Source organism: Pseudomonas sp. S3_A03 (genome assembly GCF_054668275.1).
In genome coordinates, this window is sequence record NZ_CP162753.1 from 1,296,069 (window position 1) to 1,313,259 (window position 17,191).

The following is a 17,191-nucleotide window of genomic DNA, read 5'->3' on the forward strand; positions in this document are numbered from 1 at the left end:
TCCCGACGCAGTCGGCAGGAGGTGACCCCACGTTTCAGATTTCTCAACTGACCCCTGGTCAGCACGGCCGCGTTCGGCCCGGAAAAAGACCCTTGCAGGAGCAACACTCAATGAGCAAACCCCATAAAACCCCATCGACGCCGGGCAGCGAGCCGTCGCGGATTCGTGAAGGTTTGCCCTTCCCCCTTGGCGCCACCTGGGACGGCCTGGGCGTCAACTTTGCGCTGTTCTCGGCCAATGCCACCAAGGTCGAACTGTGCCTGTTCGACGACACCGGTGAAGTTGAACTGGAGCGCATCGAACTGCCCGAATACACCGACGAGATCTTCCACGGTTACTTGCCCGACGCCCACCCAGGGCTGATTTACGGCTACCGCGTGTACGGTCCGTATGACCCGGCCAACGGGCATCGTTTCAACCACAACAAACTGCTGATCGACCCCTACGCCAAGCAATTGGTGGGTGAGTTGAAATGGTCGCAGGCGCTGTTCGGCTACACCATCGGCCATCCCGACGACGACCTCAGCTTCGACGAACGCGACAGCGCGCCCTTCGTGCCCAAGTGCAAGGTCATCGACCCGGCGCACACCTGGGGCAACGACCAGCCGGTGCGGGTGCCATGGGACCGCACGATCATTTACGAAACCCACCTGCGCGGCATCAGCATGCGCCACCCTTCGGTGGGCGAATCGGTGCGGGGCACCTGCGCCGGCCTGATGGAAGACGACGTGCTCAAGCACATCCGCCAGTTGGGTATTTCATCGGTGGAACTGTTGCCGGTCCACGCTTTCGTCAACGACCAGCATCTGCTGGAAAAAGGCATGACGAACTATTGGGGCTACAACAGCATCGCGTTTTTCGCCCCCGACCCACGCTACCTGGCCAGCGGCAAGATCGCCGAGTTCAAGGAAATGGTCGCGCACCTGCATGAGCAGAAGCTCGAAGTGATCCTCGACGTGGTCTACAACCACACCGCTGAAGGCAACGAGCGTGGCCCGACCCTGTCCATGCGCGGTATCGACAACGCCTCGTACTATCGCTTGATGCCCGACGACAAGCGCTTCTACATCAACGATTCAGGCACCGGCAACACCCTGGACCTGAGCCACCCCTGCGTGCTGCAGATGGTGACAGACTCACTGCGCTACTGGGCCACCGAGATGCATGTGGACGGCTTTCGCTTCGACTTGGCGACCATCCTCGGCCGCTACCGCGACGGCTTCGACGAGCGCCATAGCTTCCTCGTCGCCTGCCGCCAGGACCCGATACTGCGCCAGCTCAAACTCATTGCCGAGCCTTGGGACTGCGGCCCCGGCGGCTATCAGGTGGGCAACTTCCCGCCGGGCTGGGCGGAATGGAACGACCGCTTCCGCGACACCGTGCGCGCGTTCTGGAAAGGCGACGACGGCCAACTGGCGGACTTCGCCGGGCGCATGACCGCCTCGGGCGAGATGTTCAACCATCGAGGGCGGCGTCCGTACAGTTCGGTGAATTTCATCACCGCCCACGACGGTTTCACCCTGCACGACCTGGTGTCGTACAACGACAAGCACAACGAGGACAACGACGAAAACAACCAGGACGGCAGCAACAACAACCTGTCCTGGAACCATGGCGTCGAAGGCCCCACCGACGACCCGCACATCAACGCGCTGCGCCTGCGCCAGATGCGCAATTTCTTCGCCACGCTGCTGCTGGCCCAGGGCACCCCGATGATCGTCGCCGGTGATGAGTTCGCCCGTACCCAGCACGGCAACAACAACGCCTATTGCCAGGACAGCGAGATCGGCTGGGTCAACTGGGACCTGGACGATGACGGCAAGTCGTTGCTCAAGTTTGTGAAGCGCTTGATCAAACTGCGCCTGGCATATCCGATCTTGCGTCGCGGGCGCTTCCTGGTGGGTGACTACAACGAAGACATCGGTGTGAAGGACGTGACCTGGCTTGCGCCCGATGGCAGCGAAATGACCACCGAACAATGGCAGGACAGCCAGGGCCGCTGCCTGGGCATGCTGATGGATGGCCGCGCCCAGGAAACCGGGATCCGCCGTGCCGGCGCCGATGCCACCTTGTTGCTGGTGGTGAATGCGCACCACGACATGGTCAACTTCCGCCTGCCGCCGGTGCCCGAAGGTGAAAGCTGGAGCTGCATGCTCGACACCAATGACCCGGCCGTGCGCGGCCAGGAACGTTTTGAATTCGATCACGAATATGCCGTGACCGGGCGCTCGCTGTTGCTGTTTGAGCTGCAGCGCGAAGACGAGGTGTGAGACAGGCGTGCACAGATGCCTTAAATACCAGGGCTACTCGGACACGCAAGCCCTCGGCCGGGCGCTGGAGGCCCTTCAGGCAGAGGGCCTGGATCGGTTGCCATTGCCCGGCAGTGGCCAGACGTTGGAGCGTTTCAGACGCCTGGCCGAGGTGGCCGCGCATGATGTGCGCCTGTGCAAGTTGTTCGAAGGCCATACCGACGCGCTGGCGATCATGGCCGAACTCGACAGCCCCTCCCCCGCCAGGCACTACGTGGGGAATGTGGGCCGCCGAGCCGCCAACGGCCAAGGTGCGGGTGTACCGTGAGGGTGAGCATTTGCGGGTACTGGGGCGCAAAGCCTGGTGTTCCGGTGCGGCGGTGGTGAGCCATGGGTTATTGACCGCCTGGGATGAAACGGACCGTCAGCAATTGGTGGCGGTTGCGATGCAACAGCCAGGCGTTACGGTGACGGATGAAGGCTGGTGCGCGGTGGGCATGGCGGCGACGGGCAGTGTCGAGATTGTCTTCGATGAGGCCGCAGGCCTTGCTGTAGGTGGACCAGGCGATTACCTCGCACGCCCTGGTTTCTGGCACGGCGGGATCGGCGTCGCCGCGTGCTGGTACGGCGCGGCGCAACAGCTTGCAGAGGCATTGCGTGCGCATTGCAGCCAACGCCCTGAACCCCACGCGCTTGCGCATCTGGGCGCCGTCGACAGGGCACTGCACAGCGCCGCGTGCGTGTTGCGCGCAAGCGCTGCGTGCATCGACCGTGCGCCCATCGCCGATGCCCGGCAACTGGCTCAGCAAGCGCGGGCGTGCATCGAAGACAGCGTGGAGCACGTGATTCACCATGTCGGCCGCGCGCTCGGTGCCGGGCCGTATTGCAAGGACCCGCACTTTGCCCAGTTGATGGCGGACTTGCCGGTGTACATGCGCCAAAGCCATGCCGAACGTGATCTTGCCGGCCTCGGTGAGCAGGTAGCCGGCGCGCCCTCAGGGAGGTGGCAGCTATGAAACCCAACCCGATTGTCGGCCAAGGTACGCCGCTGCATCGTTGGCAAACCTCGCCGCGCATGGCCGAGCTTGCGCTGATCAGCGTCGAACAGTTGGTGCCCGAGGGCCATCGCGCGGTGATCATCGCCCCCATCCAGACGATGAGGTGCTCGGCTGCGGTGGCCTGTTGCAGGGGCTGGCCGCACTGGGAGGCCCATCCAACTGATTTCGGTGACCGACGGCAGCGCCAGCCACCCAGGCTCCCGACGTTGGCCGGCGGAGCGCCTGAGCGTGGTGCGACCGCAGGAGTCGGCGCAGGCGCTGCACCGCCTGGGGCTGCCCTTGCACAGTTTGAAGTGGCTGCGCGCAGGCTTTGCCGACAGCAACGTCGCCGCACGCGAAGACGAGTTGATGAGGTTTATCCAGCGCTACCTGAAACCCACCGATGTGGTGTTCACCACGTGGCGCGAAGACGGCCATTGCGACCACGAAGCCGTGGGGCGGGCCAGTGCCGCGGCCGCCCAGGCAGTGGGCGCCACGCTGTACGAGCTGCCGGTGTGGACCTGGCACTGGGCGACCCCCGAAGACCGCCTGGTGCCCTGGCACCGCGCACGCAAAATCCCCTGACCTGCGAAGCCGTGGCCCGTAAGCGCCACGCTATCCATGCCTTCGCCAGCCAGTTAGAAGGCGACCCGCAGATCGGCCTTGCGCCGGTGCTGGCGCCTCTATGTGGTGGAGCGTTTGCTGCAACCCTTTGAAGTGGTATTCGTATGAGTGTGGCCACCCCATATTTCGACCGGCTGTTTGCCGAAAGCGATGACCCCTGGGCATTCCGCCAACGCTGGTATGAGCGCCGCAAGCGTGCCCTGACCCTGGCGATGCTGACGCGCCCGCGCTACGCCGTGATCTTCGAGCCGGGTTGCGCCAATGGCGAACTGAGCGTTGAACTGGCCGCGCGTTGCGACCAACTGTTGTGTTGCGACACCGCCACGGCGGCAGTCAACCTGGCGCGCAACCGCCTGCTGGGTGTGCCCCACGCGCAGGTGCGGCAGGCTCGCTTGCCCGAGCAGTGGCCTGCGGGGCGATTTGGAGCTGATCGTGCTCAGCGAGTTGTGTTACTACCTCGATGCCGACGACCTGTGCCGCGTGATAGAACGCGCCCTCGCCTCTTTAAGCGACGACGGCCAATTGCTCGCCTGCCATTGGCGCCCACCTATCGAGGGGTGCCCGCAGACTGCCGAGCAGGTACATGCCCTGCTTGAGCAACGGCTGGGCATGCCACGAGTCGCCAGCCATCACGAACACGACTTTCTCCTCGACCTGTGGTGCCGCGACGGTACTTCGGTCGCCAGCCCTTGAGGGCCTGCGATGATCGGCATTCTGATCCCGGTACACAACGAAGAAGCATTGTTGGCCGAGTGCCTGGACGCCGCGATGATCGCGGCGCGCCATCCAGGCTTGCTGGGCGAAACGGTACAGATCCTGGTAGTGCTCGACAGTTGCAGCGACGCCGGTGCGGTCATTGCCCAGGCGTACCCGGTACAGCAGGCTGGAAGTACAAGCACGCAATGTCGGCCAGGTACGCGGGATCGGTGCGGCAGTTTGCTGGACCGAGGTGCGCGCTGGATTTCCTGCACCGACGCCGACAGCCGGGTCGCGCCGGACTGGCTGGTGGCACAACTCGCGCTTGAGGCCGACGCGGTCTGCGGCACGGTGACGGTACAAGCCTGGCATGAAGATTTCGACCCCGCCGCGCAGATCCGCTATCACCAGAACTACCAGGCACGCGACGGGCATCGGCACATCCACGGCGCCAACCTGGGGGTGAGCGCGGATGCGTAGATACGTGCGGGTGGCTTCGAAACCCTTGGCGTGCCATGAAAGATGCTCAACTGGTGCGCGATCTGGAACGCTGCGGTGCCTCCATCGCCTGGAGCCATGCCCCCTAAGCGACCACCAGCGCACGCCTGGAGTCCCGTGCCCAGGGTGGCTTTGGTGATTATTTGAAGAGCTTGATGCAGGCGCCCTGAAAAAAACCAGTGTGCTGAAGGTCAAGCCCTGGATACTTGACTATGCCGATGACGCCTTGCTGGTCATTCAGGACTGAATGGCCATGCGCCCACCACGGCGGAGTCTGTGGTGAATACGAAGAGTGTCGTCCCGTCAACGGGGGCACGACCCGGCATCAATCGACAAGGATGTAACACCATGAAGCCTGCCTACTTAAGCGAAGGCCGTCGCGGCCCCGCACAAATCTGGAACAGCGCGCCGCAACTGGCGCAAATCCCGCCGATCGCCACTGCCTCGCTGGTGCCCGCCGGCGCACGCGTGGTGGTCATCGCGCCTCACCCCGGTGATGAAGTGCTGGCCTGCGGCGGTCTGCTGCAATTGCTCAGCACCCTGGAACACCCCCTTGAAGTTGATCTCCATCACCGATGGCAGCGCCAGCCACCCTGGTTCCCAGGTGTGGCCGGCCAGCCGTTTGAGCGTGGTGCGCCCCCAGGAAAGCGCCGAAGCGCTGCGCCGCCTGGGCATGCCGTTGCACAGCTTGAAGTGGATACGTGGCGGTTTTTGTGACAACGCCCTGGCGGCCCGCGAAGCGCAACTGAGCCCGTTTATCGCGCGTTACCTGCAACCGGGCGACGTGGTGTTTACCACCTGGCGCGATGACGGCAACGCCGACCACGATGCCGTTGGCCGCGCCGGTGCCCAGGCGTGCAGCCAGGTAGGCGCACAGCTCTATGAGTTACCGATCCGGGCCTGGCATTGGCCCGCCCGCGAGAGCGCGGCGATCCCTGGCACCGTGCACGCAAAGTGCGCTTGAACAGCTGGGCCGTGGCACGCAAGCTCCACGCCGCCCACGCCTACGCCAGCCAACTGATGGGCGACCCCGAGATCGGCCTGCCGCCGATATTGGCGCAGGTGCTGCTTGAGCGCATGCGCGAGCCCTATGAGATCGTGTTTTTGTAGACGGTAGGCGGGAGTTCCCCGAGCGGCTCCCGTCAGCCCGCCACTCGTCTAGACCTGTAAGTTCTGACAGTAGCCTGCTGCTTGATGTGTGGCTAAGGTGCAAAAAGTGCTGCACAGGTAAGGTGCAGTCGAGAAAGCCATGCCAACCCCTTGCATTGGCCGGTGTTTTCGAAAGGTAACCCGCAGTCCCTGTTCCGTATCGCGCGTGACGTTGTCATGGTCTGGCCCGCACCTGCCTTTGCAGGCGCTGGGGCACTATTCACCTCGATTGAGGACGGATCATGCGCACACGGACACTTTCGTTGTACCTGGGTATTGCGTTGACGCTTGCATTGGCGACGTGGCCATTAGCCTCGCGGGGGGCGTGCAGCGTCAACAACACCGCCGGCGATGACATATCCAACTGCGACAGCGCCACGGCGCCGGGCTTTACCGATACCGGCGGCAACAACACCTTGACGCTCACCGCGACGGGTCGGATCGCCGGCAACGTGAGCTATGGCGACGGCAACGACAGGGTCAACGTGAACGGCCCGAATGCGGCATCGATGGCAACCTCGACCAGGGCCACGGCAACAATTTCTTTCGGCTGGACCTGGGCAGCATCACGGGGGAGGTGCATCAGGGCGACGGCAAAGACGTGATAGAGGTGAGCGGCGGCAAGGCCGGCGCGATGGTCCAGGGTTCGGGCCAGGACCGTTTTGTCATGACTGACGGCACCATCGCCTCACTCGCCCAGGGAGACGGCCTGGACGAATTTGAGATCAGCGGCGGCACCATCACCGGGGCTTTTGAAGACGGTGACCATGGGACTATGACCGGGGGCACCATCGGGCGGGTTGATATGAAGCTCGATGACAACGTGTTCAAGATGAGCGCAGGCACCATTGTCGGCAACCTGGTGACCGGGTTCGGCAAAGACACCATCGAGGTGTCGGGCACCAGCGTTATTGGCGGCAATATCAGCGTCAGCGGCGGCGACGACCGTGTGACCGTCTCCGGGGGTGAGGTCAAGGGCCAAGTGTTGCTCAGCTTCGGCAATGACCGGTTCACCTGGACGGGTGGCAACCTCCACGCCCCGGTGATGGCAGGGCCGGGTGACGACACCGCGTCGTTGCACAACCTGACGCGTGCCCAACTGGCTGCGGCACAGTGGGTTGACGGCGGCCTGGGCAATGACACGCTGACCCTGGACAACACCCAAGCCGGCGACCCGGCCGTGTTGCCCAACTGGGAAACCATTGACATGCGCAACGGCGCGCAACTGTCTCCTGGGCGGCACGCTCAAGCTGGGCGATAGCGCGTCCGGCACCGGTACGCTGAACCTCGACAGTACGAGTGAGCTGCAGGCCGCTACCGGCGTAATCGAAGCGTTTACACCCGGCCAGCGGGTTAACGTCAACAACAGTGGCCTTATCAACATGGCTGCCGCCAATGCGGGCACTGGCGATACCCTGACGATCAACGGAAATTACACCGGCAATGGCGGGCGGCTCGCGCTCAACAGCCGGCTCGACGGCGACGGCTCGCCCAGCGATAGATTGGTGGTGAGCCAGGGCAGCCTCGACGGCACCACCCGCCTGAATGTGATCAACGCAGGCGGCGCCGGCGCCGCCACGTTGCAGGATGGCATCCAGGTGGTGCAGGCGCTCAACGGTGCCACCAGCAGCGCCACGGCCTTCAGCCTTGCGGCACCCTTGTCGGCCGGTGCGTATGAATATCACCTGTTCCAGGGCGGCGTAACGCCCGGCACCGCCGATAACTTCTACCTGCGTTCGACCCTGCCGGCGGCCCCGCAAGTCGTCCCCGCGCCAGGCACCCCGCCGCTGCCGGCCAGCACGGGGGGCGCGCCGACGCCGCTTTACCGGCCGGAAGTGTCGATTTACGCCGCCCTGTTCCCCGCCACCGAGCAGATGGTGCGCGGCATGCTCGGCACCTTCCACGAACGCATGGGCGACCAGAGCCAACAACGGCAAAGTGGTGCATTCCAGGCCGGTTGGGGGCGGGTCTATGGCAGCAGCGCGCGCCAGAGCTTTGCCGGCACGGTCAGCCCGACGCTCGACCGTTCGCTGTTCGGCTTCCAAGTGGGCAGTGAAATGTATGCCGGCACCACTGCAAACGGTCATGTGCAACGCAGCGGGTTCTTCGTTGGCCACAGCACGCTCAAAGGCAATGTCAAAGGCTTCAACGGTGGCTGGCAGGACAAGGACGCCGGCAAGACCACCTTGCGCGGCGACAGCCTGGGGGTTTATTGGACGTTGATCGGCGCCAACCAGGCTTACCTCGACCTGGTGTTGATGGGGACGCGCTTCAACGGCAACAACGAGTCGAACCGTGGGGTGAAGATGAAAACCCGCGGTCATAACCTCACGGCGTCCGCTGAAATTGGCTGGCCGTTGCCGGTGACCCGCCAGTGGGTGGTGGAGCCTCAGGCACAAGTGATCGTCGGCAAAACCCGCCTCGACAGCCAGAACGACGGCATTTCGCGCGTGTCGTACGAGGCCGACACCACGCTCACGACACGCCTTGGCGTACGCCTGCGTGGCGACTATCAATGGCGTAGCCTGCCGTTTCAGCCGTACGCGCGGGCGAATGTGTGGCACAGCCGCGCCGGGCAAAACACCGCCACGTTTGAGGGGCAGACCGCTATTGATACAGAACAGCAGGCCAGCACCCTCGATGTGAGTGTCGGTGCCACATTGAAGGTCGCTGAACACCTGAGCATTTATGGCGAAGCCGGGTACAGGCGCAACCTCGACAGCCAAGCCGACAATGGCCGCCAAGGCACCCTCGGCTTGCGCATGGCGTTCTGATCAGCAAACGCCCGCGCCCTTCGCCACGCCAGTCACTGACGCCCATCACCGGTGACCGGGTTGGCCACGCCGACAGCCTTGAACCGTGAAAACTGGAAGGCAATCGCCAGCCAGGCAAACCACACCGGCATCACGCACAGCGCCAGGCGCGTATCCGGGCGCAACGCCAGCAGGCAGAGCACAAAGGCGAGGAATGCCAGGCTGAACCAGGCCATCGGCACACCGCCGGGCATTTTGTAGACGGAGCTGGCATGCAGGTCCGGGCGTTTTTGCGGTAAGCGATGTAGGACGCCAGGATGGTCGACCAGGTAAAAATCACCAGGATCGCCGACACCGTCGACACGATAGTGAAGGCGGTCATCACCTCCGGCACCACGAACAGCAACACCAGGCCGAGCACCATCAACAGGGTGGTAAACGCCAGGCTGATAAACGGCACGCTGCTGCGCGACAGGCGCCGGAAAATCCCCGGTGCATCCCCCAAGTCGGCCAGGCCGAACAGCATGCGGCTGGCGGAAAACACCCCGCTGTTGGCCGACGATGCCGCCGAGGTCAGCACCACGAAATTGACGATGCCCGCCGCGGCCGGGAACCCTGCCACCAGAAACAACTCCACGAACGGGCTTTTGCTCGGCGACACCTGCTGCCACGACGTCACCGCGATGATGCACGCCAAGGCCAGCACGTAGAACAGAATGATGCGCAACGGGATCGAGTTGATCGCCTTGGGCAAGGTCTTCTCGGGCGCACGGGTTTCGGCGGCGGCGGTGCCGATCAGCTCGGTGCCGGCGAACGAGAATATCGCCATCTGGAACCCGGCGAAAAACCCGAACAGGCCGTTGGGGAACGCTGCCTGTTTGTCCAGCAAGTGAGCCAGGGACGCGGTGACACCGGTGGGCGAAACAAACGAGCTGGCGATCAGCACTGCACTCACGCTGATCAGAGTTGACCACGGCCACGATCTTGATGATCGCGAACCAGAATTCCACCTCACCGAACAACCGGACCGTCAGCACGTTCAATCGCGAACAGCGTCAGCAACATGCCCATGGCGGGCATCCAGGCCGGTACGTCGGGAAACCAGTACTGGAAAAACCCGCCCACCACCACCGCATCCCCCACCACTGCCACGCTCCAGCTCAGCCAATACGACCAGCCGAGGAAGAACGCCGCACGCGGCCCCAGGTAGGCGCCGGCAAAGTCGGCGAAACTCTTGAAATTCAGGTTGGAGAGCAGCAGCTCACCCATGGCGCGCATCACGAAGTACACGAACAGCCCGATGATCATGTAGATCAGGATGATCGAAGTACCCGACAGCGCGATGATCTTGCCGGAGCCCATGAACAGGCCGGTGCCGATCGCACCGCCCATGGCCATCAGTTGGATATGGCGGTTGCTCAGGGTGCGTTGCAACGCAGGCTTTTCGCAAAGCCCGGGCGTGGTTGCTTTTCATCACAAAACCTCTTGTTATGTTTTTGAGTTTTGGCAGAAAAAAGCGGTGGAGCGTTTGTTGTTATCCGGCGGTTTTACTTTCGAAACCGTGCAGTACGTTGACGGCGTTGATGCCGATCTCATCGACCATGTAGCCGCCTTCCATTACAAACAGCGTCGGCACACCCACACCGGCGATGATCTGGCCCATGCCGATGAAGTCCTCGCTGTCGAGCAGGAAGTGGCTGATGGGGTCGTCCTTGAAGGTGTCCACGCCCAGGGAGATCACCAGCACTTCAGGGGCAAAGTCGATTAATTGCCGGCACGCATCGGCCAGGGCGGTTTGGTAGTGGCCCCAGGCGGTGTTTTTGGGTAGCGGATAATTCAGGTTGAAACCCTCCCCGGCTCCGCTGCCGCGCTCAGCGCGTGCGCCAGAAAAATAGGGGTAGGACACCGACGGGTCGCCATGCAGGGAGATGAACAGCACGTCCGGGCGGTCGTAGAAAATGTTCTGCGTGCCGTTGCCGTGGTGGAAATCCACATCCAGTACCGCGACGCGCCGGGCGCCCTGGGTAATGGCCTGTTGCGCGGCAATCGCGGCGTTGTTGAGGTAGCAATAACCACCCATGTATTCGCGCGCCGCATGGTGGCCGGGCGGGCGGCACAGGGCGAAGGCGCTGTGGTGGCCTTCGTCGATCAGGGCCAGGCCGGTGAGCGCGATGTCTGCGCTGGTCTTGACCGCATTCCAGGTGGTGGCGGTGATCGGTGAACCGGCATCCATGGCAAAGAAGCCCAATTTGCCGTCGATGAAATCCGGCACGTGTTGGTTGGCCAGGTCGCGTACCGGCCATACCAGCGGCAGCGCGTCATGGCTGCGGCCGATGGCCGTCCACTCGGCCCACGCGGTTTCAAGGAACGCCACATAGCGTTCGCTGTGGGCATTGACGTAACAGGCGCGGTCAAACGTGCGCGGCACGATGATGTCGCCCAACCCCACATGCCGCACGCGGTCACGAACAGTGTCGGCGCGGCTCGGTTGTTCGAACGAAGGCTTGAGCACGCCATCTTTCAATTCGGTGCCATGGTGCAAACGGTGGGCATCGCTAAAAACAGTCAGCATGTGTGTACATCCGCCAGTAAAAGACAGGCTCCATTTTGTTCTGGGGATGCGGGGCTTTCTTTGCTTTTACTTCCGGCGCTGGTAGTTTTATCGGGTGTTTTTACCCTTTTGGCAGCCATTTATGAAAAATAAAACCAAACAGGTCGCTCTTGACGACACCGATCTCGCCATCCTCGCCCTGTTGCAGGAGGATGCGAGTATTTCCAACGCCCAACTGAGCGAGCGCCTGGCCCTGAGCCTCACGCCCTGCTGGCGTCGGCGCAAACGCCTGGAGGAAGAAGGCGTGATCAAGGACTACCAGGCCAACCTGGACCGCAAGATGCTCGGGCTGGACATCATGGCGTTTGTGCATGTGCGCTTTGCCATCCACACCGATCACGCGCCGGATGCCTTTGAAGCCGTGGTCCGGGACCTGCCCCAGGTGCTGTCGTGCCACAAGATCACCGGCGATGCGGATTACCTGTTGCAAGTGCTGGCCGAGGACCTGGACAGCTACAGCGAGTTTGTCGAGAGCGTGCTGAGGCGCCAGTTGGGGATTGCGTCGATCCAGTCGAGCCTGGCGTTGCGCGAGGTGAAAGCGACGAGTCGGGTGGCGATTCCACAGCGCGATTGAAGCGGCCAATTTCGGCAGGTAGTGGCAAAAAGCCTGCCGAATGGGCGTGAAAAATTTAACTATTCCAATGGTCCTGGCCGCCAGTCCTATACCGCACGCGGTTTCGACATCGACAACCTCATGTATGACGGCATCCCCAGCGGTTACAAAGGCGCATCGGTCGGCGCCCAGCCGAACCTGGCGATGTTCGATCGCGTCGAAGTCGTGCGCGGCGCAACCGGCTTGGTGACCGGCGCGGGCAACCCTTCGGCGGCCATCAACCTGATCCGCAAACGCCCGCTGGATGAACAGAAAGTCACCCTAACTGGGGCCGCCGGCAGCTGGGACGACTACCGTGGCGAACTCGACGCCTCCAGCCCGCTCAATGACAGCGGCACCTGGCGTGGCCGGGTTGTCACCTCGTACCGCGACGCCAACAGCTTTATCGATCACGCCGAGGAGTATCACGGCCTGTTCTACGCCGTCACCGAGGCCGACTTGAGCGAGGACACCACCCTGACCCTCGGCTATTCGAACCAAAAGGACAAAACCAACTATTTCTGGGGCGCCTCCATGATCGGTCGGGACGGCCATCATTTGGACTCTGCCGCGCGCCTACAACCCAGGCACCGATTGGGAGAACAAAGACCAGGAAATCAACACCGTCTTCGCCGAACTGCGCCAGCAACTGGCCAATGACTGGAAGCTGCAAATCAACGCCAACTACGCCGAACAGAATGCGCTGTTCTCCGGCTCTTACCAATCGCGCTGGGCCGCCGACAAGACGCTGGCGCGCACGGTCTACCAGGCCGCCTACGATGAAAACCAGGCCGGCGTCGATGCCTTTGCCAGCGGCCCGTTCCAGGCGTTCGGGCGCACCCATGAACTGGTGGTGGGCGCCAGCCGGCGCATCTACGACATGACCACCCATGACTACAGCCCGTATGACAGCTACTGGCCGCTGACAGCCGGCAAACCGGACTTTCTCCATACCACCGACACCCGTGAAATCACCACCCAGGACGGTTTCTACCTCACCACGCGCCTGAGCCTGGCCGACCCGCTGAAGCTGATCCTCGGCGGGCGCCTGGACTGGTATGACTACGACGCCCATGGCAGCAACGCCAGCGACTACAAGGTCACCCGCAACCTCACGCGCTACGCGGGCCTGATCTACGAGCTGGACGACCAACATTCGGTGTACGTCAGCTACAGCGATATCTTTACCCCGCAGAGAGCCAAGGACACCGCCGGTACGCCGGTCAAGCCGATTGTCGGCAAGAACTACGAGGTCGGCATCAAAGGCGAATACCTCGGTGGCGCGCTGAATGCGAGCGTGGCGCTGTTCCGTGTCGACCAGCAAAACCGCGCCACCAAAGTGACCGTGCAAAACTGCCCACAGACCGAGTGCTACGAAGCCTCCGGCGAGATCCGCAGCCAGGGTATCGACTTCGAACTGCAAGGCGCGCTGACCGACAACTGGCAGGTCGGCGGTGGCTACACCTACGCGCGAACCCATACCATCAAAGATGACGCCAACCCGCAAAAGGTTAACCAGCAGTTCGACACCGACACACCGGAGCACCTGTTCAAACTGACCACCCGCTACAACCTTCAGGGCCCGCTGGAAAAATTCCGCGTGGGCGGCAACATCTCCTGGCAGAGCCGCATGTACAACGACATCGCACTGGCAAATGGCAGCAGCTACCGCCTGCAACAGGGCGCCTATGCCGTCACCGACCTGATGGCCGGCTACAAGGTCAACGAACACATAGACCTGCAACTCAACGCCAACAACATTTTCGACCGCCGCTACTACTCCACCATCGCTAACTCCGCGGACTACGGCGGCGACGCCTACGGCAACCCACGCAACATGATGCTGACGGCCAAGTACACGTTCTGACCGATAGGCATAGGTATCTACCCAACTTTCGCTGAGCGAAAAATCCAGGGGCCAATAGGCTGTTGGGGTGAGCGGGCGTGTCCCGCGCGGGGCTGCACAGCCCGCTGAACCTCGACAGCTTCGCCCGTGAGTAGCCGGCGGCGAACCTGGAGCGCGCTACGGTAAAGATACTTAGGCAGCGGTCGATTAGGGACTAGACTACCGGAGCAAGTTGAAAAGCAGTTTGACGGCGATAGACATTCACAAAAACGTTTTGATTCGAGCGCAATGGGCAGCCGTTGTGAACCATGCTAATTGGCAAATACCAGGCTGCGCAGGAGCGTATCGAACTCAGTCATTTAGCATGCAAGCACTTTTTCTATGAACGGACGCAGAGGAAATTTTGCTATGACTGATACACGTCTCACGTATTTGGGTCGAGACCTTGTTGAACCATGTGATATCAGGTCCGCCAGAGACATCTTGTTATCCAGTGATATATTCAAGCACTCCCCACGTATGAGTCGCTTGCTGACTTACCTGGTTGAACAGGCGATTCGGGAGTCCGTGCGGGATACCAGTGAATACGCCATTGGCATCGGTGTATTTGACCGAAACCCGGTTTCGTACAGCACGGGGGACGACCCGGTGGTTCGCGTTCAAGTGGGCCGCTTAAGGGCGAAATTGAAGAATTACTATGCCACTTACGGTGCAGACGCGAAGTTGAGAATAGTGATTCCCCTGGGGTGTTACATGCCGACTTTCCAGCGCTGCTCGATCAATCTCGACGGCGCTCAAACCGCCAGTGTGTTTTGTATCTGCCCTTCAAATGTCTTTCTTCAAACGCAGGCTGGCTCTGTTTTACCGAAGGGCTGCACGAAGAATTGACCCACCACTTATACAAAAACCTGGGACGAAAAATAATCGTCGATTATGCAGGCACTCGCACCCTTTACGCGCCCGATAAAACCATTGCCGCGTTTGCGCATGAGGGCATTGGTCACCGCCTGGAAGGCAGCGTTCATGTTGATTCAGAGCGCGTTAGAACGTCCGTGCGTTTGATCGACGTGACAACCGGCTATGTGGCCTGGTCGGAACAATTCAATCGCGCGGCCTACACCGCGATCGCCCATCAACAGGAACTGGCGTCGTCAATCTGTCATGCCCTCCAGGGTTTTCTTGCGGTAGACGGCGGTGTAACACCAGGGCGCGCCGTGGCCACTTAACGGCGACGCATTGTTACGGTAACGATACTTACCCTTGCTGACACCTCTCCCTAACCTGCGAATTGAATCACCGGGATGCGCAAAACAGTCCGGTGATTCAACTAAACAGTCGCGCGGATCAAGCGGCTGACAAACTTTAATGCGTTAGGGATTAACGGTGAAAAAATGACGACGTTCACGATAGAGTTTGACTTCAACTCAGCCGATCAAAAGGCCGTACTCAAGGAGTTGCAGACCCAGGGTTACAACCTGTTGGCCTATAAGGGCGCAGTAGGTCCTAACCAACTCACCACGGGTGTACCGACGTGGTTCGCTGTACCGTTCGGCACTATGTTCGGGTTAGTCGATATCGACTACCAGCCTATGTACAAGCTGTACGTCACCACCCAAGGTAACATCGCGGCCGATACGACGATTCAAATGCAGTCGATCTCCACCGCGTTGCCACTTGGCAGTGCGCAAACCTTCAATCAGGACGGCACCTTCGTTTCTGGCGGCGTCGCCAGCGTGCCCGCCGACAGCCTGGGGCTGTTCAATAATCGCCCTTCGGGTACCCCGCCCCTGACGGTGGGCCTTGCGGGCCTCGTGACCACTCCCTCGGGCACCCAATACCTGCCGTTCTGTGCCTTCACGTTGAACCCTCAGGGCTCGATCGTGATGAAACCACTGGAAAACATCCTGCTGGTAGCCGCACAGCAAAACCTGCAGTCGGGTAACGTACAGGCCGTAGTCTCGGCGCCGGGCTGCACCTTCTCTTTTTCCGCCAGTACCATCGAATACGATCTGCAAGTGTTGGCGAGCACTTACACCATTACCAACCTGGCCGGGACGCCGTCGGTGTCTCCGGTCAGCTCAGGGTCGACCATTGGCACCATTATTAACTCGGGCGGCTGATCGGGATTAATGACTGAGTATCGCCCGTTTGCGTTTCAGCGCAAACGGGTTTTTTATTCCTGTAGAGGTGTCCCGTGGCTCGATACAAGCCGTGGCTTCGGTTATGCGCAGGCGTTGCAGCAGGCTTGTTTGCCCTCATTAGCCAGGCGGGGACATTACAGCTCACCCTCTACCTGGATACCGATGCGAGGAAGTTTTTGAATGCCAATAATCAATCGATTGTCATCGCCGTGCCCAACCCGGCCTCCGAGGCGAATAACACCGTCATTGCGATCACTTTACCGCCCCCCATCGGCGACTCGATGAACCTGGTGATTGAACAGGACGCCAACCTTTATATAGCCAATGGCACCGTCGCCTCTGTCGAGGTGATTAATATGGGCATGACAAGCCCCGTCGCCTATGGCAACAGCTATGTCTTCAACGGCGTGCAAATTAATGGAAACGGCAAAGGCAAGGACGGCAGTATCGGTATCTACTACGATGCTCCCCCCGACTCGCAGGCGTTGATCACGGGGTTGGCGCTCTATATTTACGACAGCGCATCCGGCAAACCCGACACGCCGTCAGCGCTCAACCTCTTCACGCTGAACCGCTTTCAGACTCGCTATATTTCACAGCCAACAGCGGTTGTATGGGCGTTGGTAGGCAGCGATATCAGTAGCGGCAGTGTGTTGCCGACCAGCGTATTCACCCTCTATTCGCTTACTCATCGTATTCCTACGCCTCGGTTGGCGTGAGCTCAACGTTCCAACTCAGTCGATACCTGCAAGTACCGTTCGATGCACAGAATCAGGCTGGCATTCACTTTGATACGTCCATCAATGCGTTCTCCCTGGGCCCTTATCCCAAGTAGCGTTACGGTAACGATACTTACCGACATTCGACCGCCCGTCATAGCCTGCAACGGTGGGTTCGGCACTGGGCCCCGCTTCTTAATAACGCAAAAGGGATGGATACCACTATGACGCAAGTGTATAGCTCAGCGACCAACACAGTCGTTGCCAACGGCGGAC

The 17,191-nt window shown here is 61.3% G+C and carries 10 protein-coding genes and 6 pseudogenes; 14 read left to right on the forward strand and 2 right to left on the reverse strand.

Annotated elements, in window-relative coordinates; all coding sequences use genetic code 11:
* The first annotated feature begins 110 nt into the window (after nucleotides 1-110).
* The 9 genes and pseudogenes from glgX to AB4O25_RS05720 all read left to right on the forward strand — a co-directional run bounded on the left by glgX (nucleotide 111) and on the right by AB4O25_RS05720 (nucleotide 9,027).
* Entirely contained in the window at nucleotides 111-2,270 is a 2,160-nt protein-coding gene (gene glgX / locus AB4O25_RS05680; protein WP_116078589.1) for a glycogen debranching protein GlgX, read from the forward strand.
* A pseudogene (locus tag AB4O25_RS05685) lies at nucleotides 2,242-3,265 on the forward strand (acyl-CoA dehydrogenase). The gene glgX and the pseudogene AB4O25_RS05685 overlap by 29 nt, the downstream one beginning before the upstream one ends.
* Nucleotides 3,262-4,018: pseudogene (locus tag AB4O25_RS05690) on the forward strand (PIG-L deacetylase family protein). Before AB4O25_RS05685 ends, AB4O25_RS05690 begins: the two co-directional pseudogenes overlap by 4 nt.
* Nucleotides 4,015-4,616: pseudogene (locus tag AB4O25_RS05695) on the forward strand (SAM-dependent methyltransferase). Before AB4O25_RS05690 ends, AB4O25_RS05695 begins: the two co-directional pseudogenes overlap by 4 nt.
* Nucleotides 4,613-5,086, forward strand: coding sequence for a glycosyltransferase family 2 protein (locus AB4O25_RS05700; protein ID WP_460150634.1), 474 nt, complete (start codon nucleotides 4,613-4,615; stop codon nucleotides 5,084-5,086). Before AB4O25_RS05695 ends, AB4O25_RS05700 begins: the two are co-directional and overlap by 4 nt.
* A 366-nt stretch (nucleotides 5,087-5,452) precedes the next feature.
* A pseudogene (locus tag AB4O25_RS05705) lies at nucleotides 5,453-6,214 on the forward strand (PIG-L deacetylase family protein).
* 302 nt (nucleotides 6,215-6,516) lie between these two features.
* Nucleotides 6,517-6,858 carry a hypothetical protein gene (locus tag AB4O25_RS05710; RefSeq protein WP_460150635.1) on the forward strand — a complete coding sequence of 114 codons (342 nt, stop codon included), beginning with the start codon at nucleotides 6,517-6,519 and terminating at the stop codon, nucleotides 6,856-6,858.
* Complete coding sequence (locus tag AB4O25_RS05715) at nucleotides 6,831-7,514, forward strand: hypothetical protein (RefSeq protein ID WP_460150636.1); 684 nt, start codon at nucleotides 6,831-6,833, stop codon at nucleotides 7,512-7,514. Before AB4O25_RS05710 ends, AB4O25_RS05715 begins: the two co-directional genes overlap by 28 nt.
* Complete coding sequence (locus AB4O25_RS05720; RefSeq protein WP_460150637.1) at nucleotides 7,456-9,027, forward strand: autotransporter family protein; 1,572 nt, start codon at nucleotides 7,456-7,458, stop codon at nucleotides 9,025-9,027. The genes AB4O25_RS05715 and AB4O25_RS05720 overlap by 59 nt, the downstream gene beginning before the upstream one ends.
* A gap of 32 nt (nucleotides 9,028-9,059) precedes the next feature.
* Here the strand turns inward: AB4O25_RS05720 and AB4O25_RS05725 are convergent.
* A pseudogene (locus AB4O25_RS05725) lies at nucleotides 9,060-10,440 on the reverse strand (amino acid permease).
* A 100-nt stretch (nucleotides 10,441-10,540) separates the two neighbouring features.
* Complete coding sequence (locus tag AB4O25_RS05730; protein ID WP_135196793.1) at nucleotides 10,541-11,578, reverse strand: histone deacetylase family protein; 1,038 nt, start codon at nucleotides 11,576-11,578, stop codon at nucleotides 10,541-10,543.
* 121 nt (nucleotides 11,579-11,699) lie between these two features.
* Between AB4O25_RS05730 and AB4O25_RS05735 the strand changes: the two genes are divergently transcribed.
* The 5 genes and pseudogenes from AB4O25_RS05735 to AB4O25_RS05755 all read left to right on the forward strand — a co-directional run bounded on the left by AB4O25_RS05735 (nucleotide 11,700) and on the right by AB4O25_RS05755 (nucleotide 16,915).
* The gene (locus AB4O25_RS05735; protein WP_017528448.1) at nucleotides 11,700-12,191 is read left to right on the forward strand and encodes an Lrp/AsnC family transcriptional regulator; all 492 of its coding nucleotides are present in this window, start codon (nucleotides 11,700-11,702) and stop codon (nucleotides 12,189-12,191) included.
* Nucleotides 12,192-12,212: 21 nt separating this feature from the next.
* Nucleotides 12,213-14,076 (forward strand): annotated as a pseudogene (locus AB4O25_RS05740) (TonB-dependent siderophore receptor).
* Between the two features lie 725 nt (nucleotides 14,077-14,801).
* A complete protein-coding gene (locus AB4O25_RS05745; protein WP_460150638.1) occupies nucleotides 14,802-15,281 on the forward strand; it encodes a hypothetical protein in 480 nt (159 codons plus the stop codon).
* A 165-nt stretch (nucleotides 15,282-15,446) separates the two neighbouring features.
* Complete coding sequence (locus AB4O25_RS05750) at nucleotides 15,447-16,175, forward strand: hypothetical protein (RefSeq protein WP_017528451.1); 729 nt, start codon at nucleotides 15,447-15,449, stop codon at nucleotides 16,173-16,175.
* Between the two features lie 125 nt (nucleotides 16,176-16,300).
* Nucleotides 16,301-16,915 (forward strand): hypothetical protein, encoded by a 615-nt coding sequence (locus tag AB4O25_RS05755; protein WP_460150639.1) that lies wholly within the window; start codon nucleotides 16,301-16,303, stop codon nucleotides 16,913-16,915.
* Nucleotides 16,916-17,191: the final 276 nt, after the last annotated feature.

Coding starts and splice junctions, on each gene's coding strand:
- glgX (WP_116078589.1), top strand. CDS start 111: ATGAGCAAACCCCATAAAACCCCATCGACGCCGGGCAGCGAGCCGTCG.
- AB4O25_RS05700 (WP_460150634.1), top strand. CDS start 4,613: ATGATCGGCATTCTGATCCCGGTACACAACGAAGAAGCATTGTTGGCC.
- AB4O25_RS05730 (WP_135196793.1), bottom strand. CDS start 11,578: ATGCTGACTGTTTTTAGCGATGCCCACCGTTTGCACCATGGCACCGAA.
- AB4O25_RS05735 (WP_017528448.1), top strand. CDS start 11,700: ATGAAAAATAAAACCAAACAGGTCGCTCTTGACGACACCGATCTCGCC.
- AB4O25_RS05750 (WP_017528451.1), top strand. CDS start 15,447: ATGACGACGTTCACGATAGAGTTTGACTTCAACTCAGCCGATCAAAAG.